14 protein-coding genes and 1 tRNA gene are annotated in these 12,815 nt (G+C 31.9%); 8 read left to right on the plus strand and 7 right to left on the minus strand.

Features of this window, described 5'->3' with window-relative positions; translation table 11 throughout:
* Nucleotides 1–316: 316 nt before the first annotated feature.
* Nucleotides 317–407 (minus strand) — tRNA-Ser (locus FC77_RS06300).
* A 186-nt stretch (nucleotides 408–593) separates the two neighbouring features.
* On the opposite strand from FC77_RS06300, the gene FC77_RS06305 reads away from it, so the two are divergent.
* Nucleotides 594–1,400, plus strand: coding sequence for a helix-turn-helix transcriptional regulator (locus FC77_RS06305; RefSeq protein WP_056970725.1), 807 nt, complete (start codon nucleotides 594–596; stop codon nucleotides 1,398–1,400).
* A gap of 70 nt (nucleotides 1,401–1,470) precedes the next feature.
* Here FC77_RS06305 and FC77_RS06310 read toward each other — a convergent pair whose 3' ends face one another.
* The 4 genes from FC77_RS06310 to FC77_RS06325 all read right to left on the minus strand — a co-directional run bounded on the left by FC77_RS06310 (nucleotide 1,471) and on the right by FC77_RS06325 (nucleotide 5,000).
* Nucleotides 1,471–2,235, minus strand: a complete 765-nt coding sequence (locus FC77_RS06310) for an ABC transporter permease (RefSeq protein WP_056970726.1) — start codon at nucleotides 2,233–2,235, stop codon at nucleotides 1,471–1,473.
* Nucleotides 2,235–2,876, minus strand: coding sequence for an ABC transporter ATP-binding protein (locus tag FC77_RS06315; RefSeq protein ID WP_056970728.1), 642 nt, complete (start codon nucleotides 2,874–2,876; stop codon nucleotides 2,235–2,237). Before FC77_RS06315 ends, FC77_RS06310 begins: the two co-directional genes overlap by 1 nt.
* A gap of 278 nt (nucleotides 2,877–3,154) precedes the next feature.
* Nucleotides 3,155–4,171: an NADP-dependent oxidoreductase gene (locus tag FC77_RS06320; RefSeq protein ID WP_225723713.1), complete on the minus strand. Its 1,017-nt coding sequence runs from the start codon at nucleotides 4,169–4,171 to the stop codon at nucleotides 3,155–3,157.
* A gap of 16 nt (nucleotides 4,172–4,187) precedes the next feature.
* Nucleotides 4,188–5,000, minus strand: a complete 813-nt coding sequence (locus FC77_RS06325; RefSeq protein WP_056970730.1) for an oxidoreductase — start codon at nucleotides 4,998–5,000, stop codon at nucleotides 4,188–4,190.
* A gap of 110 nt (nucleotides 5,001–5,110) precedes the next feature.
* On the opposite strand from FC77_RS06325, the gene FC77_RS06330 reads away from it, so the two are divergent.
* A complete protein-coding gene (locus tag FC77_RS06330) occupies nucleotides 5,111–5,647 on the plus strand; it encodes a TetR/AcrR family transcriptional regulator (RefSeq protein ID WP_056970732.1) in 537 nt (178 codons plus the stop codon).
* A gap of 16 nt (nucleotides 5,648–5,663) precedes the next feature.
* Nucleotides 5,664–6,353 (plus strand): type 1 glutamine amidotransferase domain-containing protein, encoded by a 690-nt coding sequence (locus FC77_RS06335; RefSeq protein ID WP_054682122.1) that lies wholly within the window; start codon nucleotides 5,664–5,666, stop codon nucleotides 6,351–6,353.
* 210 nt (nucleotides 6,354–6,563) lie between these two features.
* Here FC77_RS06335 and FC77_RS06340 read toward each other — a convergent pair whose 3' ends face one another.
* Nucleotides 6,564–6,965 (minus strand): effector binding domain-containing protein, encoded by a 402-nt coding sequence (locus tag FC77_RS06340; protein ID WP_056970733.1) that lies wholly within the window; start codon nucleotides 6,963–6,965, stop codon nucleotides 6,564–6,566.
* A gap of 93 nt (nucleotides 6,966–7,058) precedes the next feature.
* Between FC77_RS06340 and FC77_RS06345 the strand changes: the two genes are divergently transcribed.
* From FC77_RS06345 to FC77_RS06365, 5 genes are all read left to right on the plus strand, one after another.
* The gene (locus FC77_RS06345) at nucleotides 7,059–7,955 is read left to right on the plus strand and encodes a helix-turn-helix transcriptional regulator (RefSeq protein WP_056970735.1); all 897 of its coding nucleotides are present in this window, start codon (nucleotides 7,059–7,061) and stop codon (nucleotides 7,953–7,955) included.
* Nucleotides 7,956–8,376: 421 nt separating this feature from the next.
* Nucleotides 8,377–8,844: a GNAT family N-acetyltransferase gene (locus tag FC77_RS06350; protein WP_056970746.1), complete on the plus strand. Its 468-nt coding sequence runs from the start codon at nucleotides 8,377–8,379 to the stop codon at nucleotides 8,842–8,844.
* A 149-nt stretch (nucleotides 8,845–8,993) separates the two neighbouring features.
* On the plus strand, nucleotides 8,994–9,911 hold the full coding sequence (locus tag FC77_RS06355) for an ABC transporter ATP-binding protein (protein WP_056970737.1): 918 nt from the start codon (nucleotides 8,994–8,996) through the stop codon (nucleotides 9,909–9,911).
* Entirely contained in the window at nucleotides 9,898–10,680 is a 783-nt protein-coding gene (locus FC77_RS06360; protein ID WP_056970739.1) for an ABC transporter permease, read from the plus strand. The genes FC77_RS06355 and FC77_RS06360 overlap by 14 nt, the downstream gene beginning before the upstream one ends.
* A gap of 113 nt (nucleotides 10,681–10,793) precedes the next feature.
* Nucleotides 10,794–11,711: a zinc-binding dehydrogenase gene (locus FC77_RS06365; protein WP_056970741.1), complete on the plus strand. Its 918-nt coding sequence runs from the start codon at nucleotides 10,794–10,796 to the stop codon at nucleotides 11,709–11,711.
* Nucleotides 11,712–11,798: 87 nt separating this feature from the next.
* Here the strand turns inward: FC77_RS06365 and FC77_RS06370 are convergent, their stop codons facing one another.
* Nucleotides 11,799–12,377 (minus strand): TipAS antibiotic-recognition domain-containing protein, encoded by a 579-nt coding sequence (locus tag FC77_RS06370; RefSeq protein ID WP_060459392.1) that lies wholly within the window; start codon nucleotides 12,375–12,377, stop codon nucleotides 11,799–11,801.
* Nucleotides 12,378–12,815: the final 438 nt, after the last annotated feature.

Raw genomic sequence — 12,815 nt, forward strand, 5'->3', positions numbered from 1 at the left:
AGAAATTAAGGTCAGACTAATGGTTTTTGGACTACCGCAAAAATATTGACACTTACAATAATAAAAAGGATCCTTTAGAAAACCGATTACAAAGAGATAAAATTAAAAGTAATTGGTGTAAGAAAAATAATATTCCTTTGATTGTAATTCCTTATAAATATAAGAAATCATCTTTTAATAAAATAAAAAAGATAGTTAATCAATATTTAGATAAATATATGGTGATCTAAACAATAAACGTTATATTTACTTGTGAAAGAATTAGGTACCAAAAAACCTATAAGTATTGATCTTATAGGCTTATCACTCTTAAATAAGGAGAGTACAGGATTTGAACCTGCGCGCCAAGGATAAAACTTGGTTCGCCGGATTTCGAGTCCGGTGCATTACCACTCTGCCAACTCTCCGTAACAAAACTATTATAACCTAATCATTTAGATTTTTCTACTTTGGTCGGTAGCTAAATGCTATTTCTATCTTGCGTTATAATTAAGAGCAAGAATTTATTTACAATTAATAGTGATTTGGAGATACTTTTTATATTAAATTTAAAGGTATTTTACACATCAATTAAAATATAGGGAAGAACGTAAATGGCTACTAAATTAGGTACAATTATAAAGCTTAAACGTAATGAAAAAGGTTTCTCTCAAAAAGAACTTGCTAACGATATTTGTGCCCAATCAATGTTGTCAGCGATTGAAAATAACAAATATGTTCCTAATGCACAGTTATTGATTCGGTTATGTAAACGTTTGGAAATTAACTTAAATGAAATTAGTTTAGCTGATAATTATGCTGTTAGTTCTAACAAACAATTTAACAAGCAAGTTGAGTACTTGTGCAATCAGCACCAATATTCTGAGTTAAAGAACTATTTGGAGAGTAATAATTCTAATTTGAAAAGTGCGGAACAGTTACAAGCTTATTATTACTATTTAGCTGTTGCTTGTTTACAAACTGGAGAGTTAAAAACAGTTAAACAAGATTTAAAGTTATCTTTGGCTGAATCTGGATCGAAAACTTTGCAAAGTCTAACTTATATGGCATTAAGCTATCTAGCAGTTCTAAAAAAGCAAAAACAATTAGCACTAAAGAATATGGATTTGGCTTTTAACAAAATAAATCAAGTAAATTATGATGAAAATCAGAACATTTTATACTATTTAGCTGCATTAATTTATTTTAAATTAGGTGAATTTACTAAATCAGTCACGATGTTAAATAAAGGAATAGCTTTTATAACTAAGCATGATTCTCATTACATGCTGGCTAATTGCTACTATTTAATGGCCATATTAGCTGGCAAAATGGGACAGGATGATAAAAAGATAGAAGCAGGTAATAGACAAAGTTTATTTAATGAATTGTTTGGTGAAAAAGTCTATAAAGATATTTAATTAAATTTAGAGCTTAAGAAAAGACGTCATTTAAAAATGGCGTCATTTTTTCGTTAGATAAATAAATTTTTTAATGTAACTCTAGTTGTTCTTGATCATTAAAGAAGCGGCGGTATGCCCAGTAGCAGGCGATAACTGAGCCAATACTTGTGGCAGATAATAGCATGAAGGTTACCATAATCTGGTAACGAATAGCTTGAACGGGATCAACTCCTGCAAATATTAGACCAGCCATCATCCCTGGCAAGTTGACGATTCCTACTGTTTTGGCAGAATCAATTGAAGGTGACATCCCCGTTTTAATGCTGCTGCGTAAAATGTCCATTGAAGCTAGTTTATAATTGGCTCCCAAAGCTAATTTTTCTAAAACTTGTTGCTGCTGATCATGAAAGCTTTTCTTCATGCTGCGGTAACATAAGCCGATTGCGACCATCGTGTTACCAGCAATCATCCCCGTGATTGGAATCATTTGTTGCGGGATGAACTTTACAGAATGAGTTAAAACCAGGACGCCTAAGGTTAATGCGGTGCTTGCAGTGATTGCCGTAAAAGAAATCCAAAATATATTTGGAATTCCTGCTCCTCGCTTTTTCGCATTCCAGGCAGCATTAAATAGAATTACCAGAATCATGGCAAGGGTTAAAAGGTAATTATTGCTGCGAATAATAAATTTTAAGATATAACCAACGATGAATAATTGTACGATTGCCCGTGCGACACTGATGATAATATCTTTATCGATCCCTAACTTTTCTTTATAACCAATCAACAGGGCAACGACTACCAAAACAAATGATAGTAGTAAAGTATAGTTGCTTACTTGTAAATTATTCATTATTGTACCAACTTTCCGGAATCCATCTTAATAATATTTTGTGCGTTGTTAATCTCGCTTTCATCATGAGTGATTTGCAAGATAGTGACGCCCTTTTTGTTAATACCATTAATTAAATGATTAATAATTTTTTTATTGTCAGCGTCTAAACCGGCACTAACTTCATCGATAATTAAAATGTCGGGATGGAAAATAATGTTTCGGAGCATTGCGACCCGTTGCCGTTCACCACCAGATAATTCGGTGACACCCATATCCAAAAAATTAGCTGATAAATTAACAGATTTTAAAGCCTGAATGATTCTTTCTTGATCTGGTTTCTCTTTGCGTACAACAAAGGGGAAATTTAGGTTATCTCTTACAGTATTGCCGAACAAGGTTGGTTGTTGAAAACAATAAGAAACTTTGCGTCGATACAGGGTAGGCTCGTAATCCGTTATTTCTTTACCCTTATAAGTGATTGATCCAGAAGTATAGGAAATCATTCGGGCAATCAGGCGGGCTAACGTGCTTTTGCCTGCACCGGAAGGGCCGACAAAGGTTGTCTTTGTGCCAGCATTAATTTTCAAATTAATGTTGCTAAGGATAGTTTTATCTTTGACTTGGTAGCCCACGTTCTTTAATTCAATTAAAGCGTTCATATTTACCTCCGATCGGTTCTCATTATTTCTATTATACTGATTCTAAATTGAAAATACGCAGATAAAAGATTTAAATTTTGGTAATAGAGAATTTAAATAAAAAATGTAGACAAGAAAAAAATTGCAGTTATTTCAGTACTGCAATCTTTTTAGTTTAGGAGATAGTTTCTCCTATTTTTGTGTATAGTAATATCTTTAGAAAACTTATTAAGTAATAAAATCATAAATTAAAATTTAAAAAATAATTTCGTCACTTCCTTTCTTTGCCGGTTACTAAGTTATACGTTTATTTTTACTACAGTCTTGCCTGGTGCATGTTTTGATTGGAGATGATCATAGGCGGTAAAAACTTGGTTATAAGAATAAACTTTATCAATAATTGGTTTTACTTTGCCCTCCTCAATGAATTTTGTAATGGTAGCTAATTGGCTGCCACTTGGATGCATAATGAAGAAACGATAGAAGACGTGATATTTCTTTGCTAGATGGCGAAGATGGGTACTGGCAATTTCAAAAAGAATAGACCTAGTCCTTCCTAAATCATGATCAACGCCGAAGCGATAATCTGGTAATCCATTCAAGGTAATTACATGACCACCAGCTTTTAGGATCTTAAAACTGTCTTTTAAAAAGTTTCCACCTAAGGTATCAAAAGCAATATCATAATTTCTTAGTTCATCAGCAAAGTATTCAGTATGATAATCGATGACCTTGTCTGCTCCCAGTGATTTTACCAGTGCAGAATTTTTACCGCTGGCAGTTGTAGCAACATAAGCTCCCAACGCTTTAGCGATTTGAATTGCTATGGTACCGACACCACCAGAACCTGCTTGAATAAAGACTTTTTGTTCATGTTTAAGGTGGCCGTATTCAACCAGAGCTTGATAGGAGGTCAGACTAACTAACGGAATAGAAGCAGCCTGAACGAAATCCAGATTTTTAGGCATTAACGCAATCCCTCTTTCACTGATTGCAATGTATTGGGCAAGGGTACCGCTTTTGAAGTCATTAGGACGACCATAAACTTTATCGCCAACCTTAAATTTAGTGACGTTTTTGCCAATCTGAACAATCACACCGGCAAAATCATTACCAACCGTAATAGGTAATTTATAAGGCATGATCATTCGCATTTTGCCGCTTTGGATACCAATATCAACGGGATTTAATGCCGCTCCCTTAATAGCAACAAGTACTTCATTGGCATTAATGGTTGGTACAGGAATAGTATTTTTAACAAAGGGATGCTTATATTTGATTAATTGAACTGCAGGCATTGTTTTAGGAATATTCATTTACAAAATCTCCTTTTTACATAAACATTGGAATTAATTTATCCATTAAACGGGTAGGTAAAATTGCGTTGAAAAAGATAGTTGGTTTAGCAGAAAAGCCGAAGAGGTAACGTGGACGGAGATGGTTGCTATCTACGACTTTTTTGATTTTTTTGGCAACTAAACTTGGCTTGGAAGCAAACTTAGAAGCGTAGATTTTGTTAGTTTGACGAGCCATTTTGTTTGCTACTTTCTCATAATCAGTTCCGCGAGATGATTTAACTAGGTGGTCCATAGCGATGTGTGACCAATTGCTTTTGATAGCTCCGGGTTCAATTAAAACAACCTTAATACCAAATCGTTTTACTTCCATCCTTAAAGAATCGCTGAGTGCCTCAACTGCATGTTTAGAAGCAAAATACCATCCGGCTAGGGAACTACTGAAGCGGCCAGCCATTGAAGAAATATTGATGATTTTACCAGAATGTTGTTTTTTCATATATGGAAGGACTAATTTAGTTAAAGCAGTTAAACCAAATACATTCACATCGAATTGTCGTTTAGCTTCTGCGATGGTTACATTTTCGATAGCGCCAAAGGAGCCATATCCAGCGCCGTTTATCAAAATATCAATTTTGCCGGCTTTTTGAATGATTGCTTGAAGTCCATTTTTTATAGAAGATTCACTTGTAACATCCATAACTATGGGGATGACACCCAATTTTTTAAGTGGATCCATTGCGTTAACGTGGCGGGCTGCACCGAATACTTGATTGCCAGCTTTGGCTAATAATTCTGCGGTTTGATAACCAATCCCTGAACTGGCTCCAGTAATTAAAATTGTTTTCATAATTTGCCTTCTTTATTGAAACTTGCGTAAATTAGGTAACACGTGTATATTATTATACATAAGTTACTTTTACAAGCATTATTTAAAAAAATTTTAGAAAGGTAGAAGCTGTGGTAAAGAAACCAGATCGAAGAATTCAAAAAACAAAAAATGCTATTCAAAGCAGTTTGAAAGAACTACTGTTAGAAAATAAAAATTTAGATCAAATTTCTGTAAAAATGATTTGTGATCGGGCTAATATTGGTAGGAAGACTTTTTATTCACACTATTCTGATAAGTTTGCTTTGATGGATGAGTTTATGGATAGTTATCTGAATGAATTGAAATTAACCTGTCAGAATTTAAATGAAGAAAATTTCCACAATAAGATTAAAATTTGGATTAGATTCTTTATTAAGAATCGTGATTTCTTTAGAAAATTATTTGAAAGTAACGATTCTTACCAATTTAGGGAAAAGTTTAATCATTTTACAAAAGAGCAATTGTTATTCGAATTAAAAGATTCTAATAAGTTAGCGGTTGATTTTCTTTGTTATGGGATTGACGGAATTATTGAACATATTGTCTTAAAAGATTGTTCGATTAACGAAGAAAAGCTGTTAAAAGAAATATCGCAAATTTTGAATCCGTATTTTATTAATAAATAAGTAAGAGGCAATAAAAATGAACAAGAAAATTTTAGTAGTTGAGACTAATACAACTAATTTTGCTAATAGTGATCATTTAACTGGATTATGGTTGGGTGAATCAGCTGAATTTGTGAATGAAATGAAAGAATCTGCTTATAAAGTTGATTTTGTCAGCCCTAAAGGTGGCTATGTTCCAGTTGATCCCAGAAGTATGAAAAATACATATTTAGATGAAGATACCTTGCACTTATATCAGGATCAAGATTACCAAAAGCGCGCTTTAGCGGAAACTTTGAAACCAGAAGATATTAATTCCAAAGATTATGCAGCTATTTATTATACTGGTGGTCACGGTGTTATGTGGGATTTTCCTAATAATGCTGCTTTGCAGAAAATCAGCTTAGCTATTTACCAGCAGGGTGGATACATTTGCTCTGTATGCCATGGCATTGCTGGTTTATTAAACACTAAATTGGGAAATGGCAAGTATTTAATTGCTGGTAAAGAGATTACGGGTTTTATTACTAAAGAAGAAATTTTAAGTGGTAACCGTAAGCGGGTACCGTTCTTAAATGAGAAAGTAGCTGAAGATCATGGTGCAGACTTTCAAAAGGCATTGCCATTTAAGAGTTTTGCTGTTCAAGATGATCGGTTGATTACCGGTCAAAATCCAGAATCTCCTAGAGCAGTTGCTAAGAAATTGCTTGCTAATTTAGGTAAGTAAGAAAACCATTAGAAAGATGATGGTAAACGTGATCATGAGTTGAATTGGGGCAAGTTTAAGGAAAATGAGTTGCCATGGTAACTTGAGACGATATTTCTATGTATTATTAGTTGATTAGATGCTCAAGAAGATTACGAAAATTAAAATAAAGGGTGAACAGAAGTGTATTTCTGCTCACCCTTTATTTATATTCAAATTGTTTTTTCTAATTTAGTAAATTGCTACAAAAATTGTTATTTTTCCATCTGGTTTATATTGTTCAAAATCAAAATCATATACCCGCTTAATTAAATGCTTTTTTTCATCGTTCCATATTTTGTTCCAAGTTTTAGGGATACTCGTTTTATCATTCGGATTAACTTTATATTCTTTCCAATGGTACTTCGCAGTATCAAAATCAGCATTTGAGTTACTCTCTTTACACAGTGAAATGGAGTAGTCACTCTTATAATTGGATTCATAATCATAATAAACACTTGCGATAGTTAATCCCTGCCTTTTAGCATCATTTATGGAACTGGTATTTTCTTTCCATAGTGATCTTATCTTTTGCTTAATATCTGGATCATTAAAATTGTTAGTTCTTTTAGTATCCATAATTGTAAACTTCATTGTAAAACCTCCTGATTACTATGATTTAATGGTATGATAAAAATCCTGACATCTTCTGTCATGTTTTATTAAATAAATTAAGGAGAAAATAGTTTGAGTAAAAGTCGTTTATTTGGCATTATTTATTATCTTTTAAATAATAAAAAATCTACTACTGCAACTGGATTAGCTAAAGTTTTTGAAGTGTCTACAAGAACTATTTATAGAGATATTGATACATTAAGTACCATGGGGATTCCTATATATACTGAAGCGGGTAGAAATGGTGGGATTCATTTATTAAGTAATTTCACTCTTAATAAAGTATTGTTGTCAAAAGAAGAACAAAATAGTCTTTTATTGGCTCTTAAGGTTTTAAAACAAATTAATCCTAAAATTAATAGTCAATCCTTTTTAAAACTCCAATCTTTATTTAAAAATTCATTTGATGATTGGCTTGAAGTTGATTTTTCTAATTGGCATCAAACAAATAATAATGCTCAAACTTTTACTTTACTTAAATCTGCAATTTTAAATCAAAGGCAAATAAAGTTTAATTATATAAAAGCAAATGGAAGGTTAGAAAAGAGAAGATGTGATCCATTTAAGTTAATATTTAAGGCTCAGGCTTGGTATTTACAGGGCTTTTGCTTAACAAGAAATGAATTTAGAACTTTTAAAATTAACCGAATGAGTTCGATTAAGATTTTAAAGCAAACTTTTTCTTCTAAGTCTGTTCCTAAAATACCGAAAATCAATTTGCAAGAACAAACTATTCATTTGCGTTTATTGTTTTCTGAGAGAATTTGCTACCGTGTATATGATGAATTTAATCATCACGACATTCACAGCAGGGATGATGGAACTGTTGTAGTAGATACTGATTTACCTAATGAAGGATGGCTAATCCGCTATTTATTATCATTTGGGAAATATATAAAAATTCTAAGCCCGAAAAGCATCAAATCTAAAATGAAACAAGAGTTAAATGAAATATATCGTAATATTTAAAATTTGATATGCTAAGATATTGAAAAGTGAAAACACAGTTCGGTTGGTAGTCCGGACGCGGTAAATTACTGTAAGTAACCTTCCTTTTCAGGGTCGCCTGCCTTTTCAAATTATATTTTTGAGGAGAGGATCACATGAATGTGATTAAAGGATAACTTACAACTGTTTTTGACGATCTGTTTTATAAGGCGATATTTGAGCGTCGAACTGGTGATACTTACGAAATTGCACAAGTTAATTTAGGCTTTCAGGATTTAGTAGAGGGCACGATATATACCATTTTAATAAGGTTGGAAAGAAAAAAATGGTTAATACTGAAAAAATTAAAATTAGGACCAAAATGGGCTTTTTTAGTTAATCAACTTAAAAAATTAGTAATAAATAGTTTAGGTATTAAAAATGGATGCAATTGATGAAAAATATGAAAATTAGAATTAAAAAAATAAAAGAAATAACCGATCAACATTATAAGTTATTATTAAATGCTGATCCTTCTAAAAAATTAGTTGATGATTATCTTAAACGTTCTTGGGTTTATGAGGCAGTAGCGTTTGGTAAATTGGCAGGAATCATAGTTCTTTTACCTACACGTCCAGAAACTCTTGAGATTGTTAATTTATCGGTTTCTAAAAAATTTCAAAGACATGGAATTGGTACCCATTTAGTCCAATATGCAATTAAATTTGGCCAAATTAATGGTTATCATACTTTAGAAGTTGGAACTGGTACTACTAGTTTTGGCCCACTTTATTTATATCAAAAATGTGGGTTTCGAATGATTTCAATTGATCGTGACTTTTTTAGTAAAAATTATTCTAAGCCTTTAATTGAAAATAATTTGTTATTAAAAGATATGGTACGTTTACGCTTGGATATAAAGAGTATTTGAAGTTTATTAATTTTTTATGAAAGATATTTTGAAATAACAATTAATAGAATGAATTTTAAAATCTTTTTGGCTAAAAAGTGACACTGTGTCACAATAAAACTCATGGCTAAAAATTATAAGTAATTTATTTTTGGATCGCGAGGTAAAACATGGATGCAATTGTTACAAAAAACATTACGAAATCATACGGCAAGCACCAAGTATTAAAGGGAATTAACCTGAATATAAAACGGGGGGAAATATTTACTCTGCTTGGTGAAAATGGGGCTGGGAAGTCAACCTTAATTAGTATCCTAACGACTTTATCGAGGCCGGATAGTGGCAATGCTTTTGTATTAGGGAAAAGTATTAAAAGCGCTGCGGATAATATTCGTGAAAATATTAGTGTAAATAGCCAATTTGTTACGTTAGATAACGAATTTACCGGTTATCAAAATATGAAGTTAGTTGCACAGCTTTTGGATATTAAAGATGTTGATAAGAGAATAAAGGAAGTATCCCAGCGTTTAAATCTCAGTAGTTTTATTAATAGAAAAATTCAAACCTATTCTGGTGGGATGAAGAGACGGTTAGATATTGGTGTTTCAATTTTAGGGAATACCAATATTCTATTTTTAGATGAACCAACAACAGGAGTAGATCCTAAAAATAGACTTGAGATTTGGAAATTAATTAGAGAATTAAGAAATGAAGGAAAAACCGTCTTTTTAACTACTCAATATTTGGATGAAGCGGATAAATTATCTGACATGATTGCCTTTATTCGAAATGGCAAAATATCTTTGCAAGGTACTCCAGAGCAACTGAAGAGCCAAACAAATAATCTTCATAGAATCACGGTTTCTACAAAAGATTTAGATTTAGCTGAAAAGGTACTCAGTGAAAATAAAATAGAATTTAAGAAAGTTAGTGATACCTTTGAAATTCAAGATTCTATTTTACAAACAGCACTAAAACAGTTAATAAATGCGAATATTGTAATTTTGGAAATTAATCCGGTTAAACAATCATTGGAAGACGTATTCTTGAATGCAACTAAAGGAGAGCAACAAAATGAAAACAATTAAGCAATTATCCGTTTTGACTTCTAGGGTGATTAAGCAAAATTTAACAGATACAGATACTATAATTACTACTTTTATTATGCCAATCGCTATGTTGCTATTTTTTGTTTATATTATTGGTGGCAATATTGCTATTAATGGTAAAACAGGCAGCAGTGGCAGTTATTTAGCTTACTCACTGCCAGGCTTTATATTAATGGCCATGGCTATGGGATCAGCTTTTGCAGCATTGAGGATAAATAACGATAAAAATAAGGGTTTCATGACGAGGTTATTATCTTTACCAATAAAACGTTGGGCCATACTAACTTCTTATATTTTAGCCTCAGTTATTTTTATGTTGATTTCTGCAGTAGTGATCTTTTTATTGACAATGCTCTTAGGCTATAGACCAACCACTACAGGTGCAAACTTTGGTTTATTTATCTTAGTAATTGTATTATTTGCTTTAATGATTACTTTAATATCATTGCCAGTTTCGTTAACTGCTAAAAATTATAATAGTTCGAATTCAATTTCATACTTGTTGATCTTTATGTTATTCCTTAGTTCTGCTTTTGTCCCTATAGCTGGGATGGCTGATCAAATCAGAGGATTTGCGACTTACCAACCGATGACGCCAATAACTGAAACTATTAAGGCATTGCTTAATGGCAGTTTTTCTTTTAATAATTTGAATACGACGTTAGCAATTGTTTGGATAGTTGGTTTAATAATTATTTTTGGAATTCTTTCCTTAAGACGTTATAAGCAAATTTTTGTAAATAATTAGTATTTAATACTTAAAAAATTGATAGGTATTTTTTTAATATCAGTATTCTGATTTTTTCTATGGATGATTTCTTTGTATATTATGCCTAGCAAATAAAGCGAGGTATTAATATTATGAAAGCAATTATTCAAAAGACTTATCAAGGAATCGATGATTTAGTAATTCAAGAAGTGGCCGATCCGCGAATTTCTCCTATGTCAGCAATTGTTCAAACCAAATATACGCCAGTTTTGCCTTACGACTGGATGACAGAAGAGGGAAGATTAGGGGATTTACGTTCAATTAAATTACCAATGACTATTGGTTACAGTTTTAGTGGGATAGTTGAGAAGGTTGGTTTTCTACGAGATAAAAACCTAATAGGAAAGGAAGTAATCGGTGCAAGTATGGCTGGCTCCAATCGATCCCTTATTGATTCGAAAACCCCACCTTTATTGTTTAAAGTACCGAATCAGGTTAGTTTGAAATCTGCTTCAACGATTATTGGTGGGGCAGACGCTGCTAAATTTGCTATTAATAAAAGTTACATTAATAAACAAGATGCCGTATTAATCACGGGTGCGTCTGGTGGTGTTGGCATTTATTTAATTCAATTATTGAAATTGCAAGGATCCATGGTTGTTGCTCTAGCAAATGCACAAAATTTTGCTTTTCTTAAAAATCTAGGCGCCGATTATGTTATCGATTATAATAAAAAGCTTGATTTCAAGGATTTACCTAAAATCAATAAGGTAATTGATACGGTTGGTTCAATTAAAATATTAGATGAAATAACTAATTCACTAGATGATTTAAAAATTGTTTCTTTATCTCTAACAAATTATCAACCGATTAAAAATGATCAATCATTTCAATTTATAAGTGGGACTGTTAGCTTGTCTGAATATCAACAATTGCTACAAATGTTAGCAGATGGTCGGATTAAGAGTGTAGTGCAAGATACTTTTAATTATCGGAATGTAAAAAAGGCTCAACATGTTTCTAAAGAAGACCATTCACATGGACGAATCCTCTTAGACTGGGAGGAATAACTATGCCATTTTTAATTTTAGTGTTGGAGATAAAATTGAACTTAAAATCATCTTTCATAATATTATTTTTATTAATTTTTCTATGCATTATTTGCTTAAATGTTCTTTAACTGCTTTGATCAATATCTTAGTGGCGCCTTTACCAGTCTTATGATCATAATAATCTTGGAAACGAGGCTCAGTTTCATAAAGTTTAATGATACTTAAATGAAGTTTAGGTGAGTAGTTAGGCATGACAATTTGTAACCAGGTTTGATGATCACGAAAAATCTGATCACTAAGTTTTTCCTCTCTGGATGGATCTCTCAAAACAGTTTCTAAATTCTTTACTAAATCAGTTTCAGTTTCTTTTAGTTTGTTATAACGTTCTTTAGACATTTCTTCGACGTGCTTATTACTGGCATTTACGACACTTTCACCATACTTCTGCCGAATTTCTTTACCATATCTCTTCTCATTATTTTTAATTGAATCTTTTTTTAATTCGTTAAATTTTTCTTTATCACTCATTTTTGCTGTTCCATTTCTTTCTTTAATAGTGTGCTTAAATTTATCTAAATTTTGGCGTTTACTCTCTAATAATTGTATCTGAATCTGCAATGCATTATCAATATTAAACTCAGGATCATATAAAATAGCCTTAATAATTTTCAGCTTGAATCTCAACTTAAAATTTTTTATGATTTCCAACGTTTTTTTACTATAAATTGTTATTTTAATAAAAAGCAGATTCAATTAATACAGCTATTATCGTCTTATTTGAAGGTAATTATATAATCATACATAATTTGATATTAAGTAATCAACGTTATTCTTGCTGAGCAGATTATTTCTATTCTACTTAATTATTTATTATACTGAAAATGGTTACAGATGTAACTCATTAACGTACGTAGTTAAGAGAGGAGATGTCGATTTATGTCAGAAAAGCAAGAAAAGGGCTGCAATTGTGGTAAAGATTGCCACTGTTTAGGCGCCGATGGTATCTGTCATTGTCACGATAAAAACTAGTTAAATTAAGTAAAAAATAATCGCACAACAAAAGATCAATGTCATTAAGTTAAGACATTGACAAAGCTGATGATACTTTTTAAGACATTTATC

This window comes from Lactobacillus acetotolerans DSM 20749 = JCM 3825 (assembly GCF_001436775.1).
GTDB lineage: Bacteria > Bacillota > Bacilli > Lactobacillales > Lactobacillaceae > Lactobacillus > Lactobacillus acetotolerans.

Bases quoted from the DNA above. Each gene is read 5' to 3' on its own strand.
- FC77_RS06310 (WP_056970726.1), bottom strand. From the start codon at position 2,235: ATGAATAATTTACAAGTAAGCAACTATACTTTACTACTATCATTTGTT.
- FC77_RS06350 (WP_056970746.1), top strand. From the start codon at position 8,377: ATGAAAATTAGAATTAAAAAAATAAAAGAAATAACCGATCAACATTAT.
- FC77_RS06365 (WP_056970741.1), top strand. From the start codon at position 10,794: ATGAAAGCAATTATTCAAAAGACTTATCAAGGAATCGATGATTTAGTA.
- FC77_RS06355 (WP_056970737.1), top strand. From the start codon at position 8,994: ATGGATGCAATTGTTACAAAAAACATTACGAAATCATACGGCAAGCAC.
- FC77_RS06360 (WP_056970739.1), top strand. From the start codon at position 9,898: ATGAAAACAATTAAGCAATTATCCGTTTTGACTTCTAGGGTGATTAAG.
- FC77_RS06325 (WP_056970730.1), bottom strand. From the start codon at position 5,000: ATGAAAACAATTTTAATTACTGGAGCCAGTTCAGGGATTGGTTATCAA.
- FC77_RS06315 (WP_056970728.1), bottom strand. From the start codon at position 2,876: ATGAACGCTTTAATTGAATTAAAGAACGTGGGCTACCAAGTCAAAGAT.
- FC77_RS06335 (WP_054682122.1), top strand. From the start codon at position 5,664: ATGAACAAGAAAATTTTAGTAGTTGAGACTAATACAACTAATTTTGCT.
- FC77_RS06320 (WP_225723713.1), bottom strand. From the start codon at position 4,171: ATGAATATTCCTAAAACAATGCCTGCAGTTCAATTAATCAAATATAAG.
- FC77_RS06305 (WP_056970725.1), top strand. From the start codon at position 594: ATGGCTACTAAATTAGGTACAATTATAAAGCTTAAACGTAATGAAAAA.
- FC77_RS06340 (WP_056970733.1), bottom strand. From the start codon at position 6,965: ATGAAGTTTACAATTATGGATACTAAAAGAACTAACAATTTTAATGAT.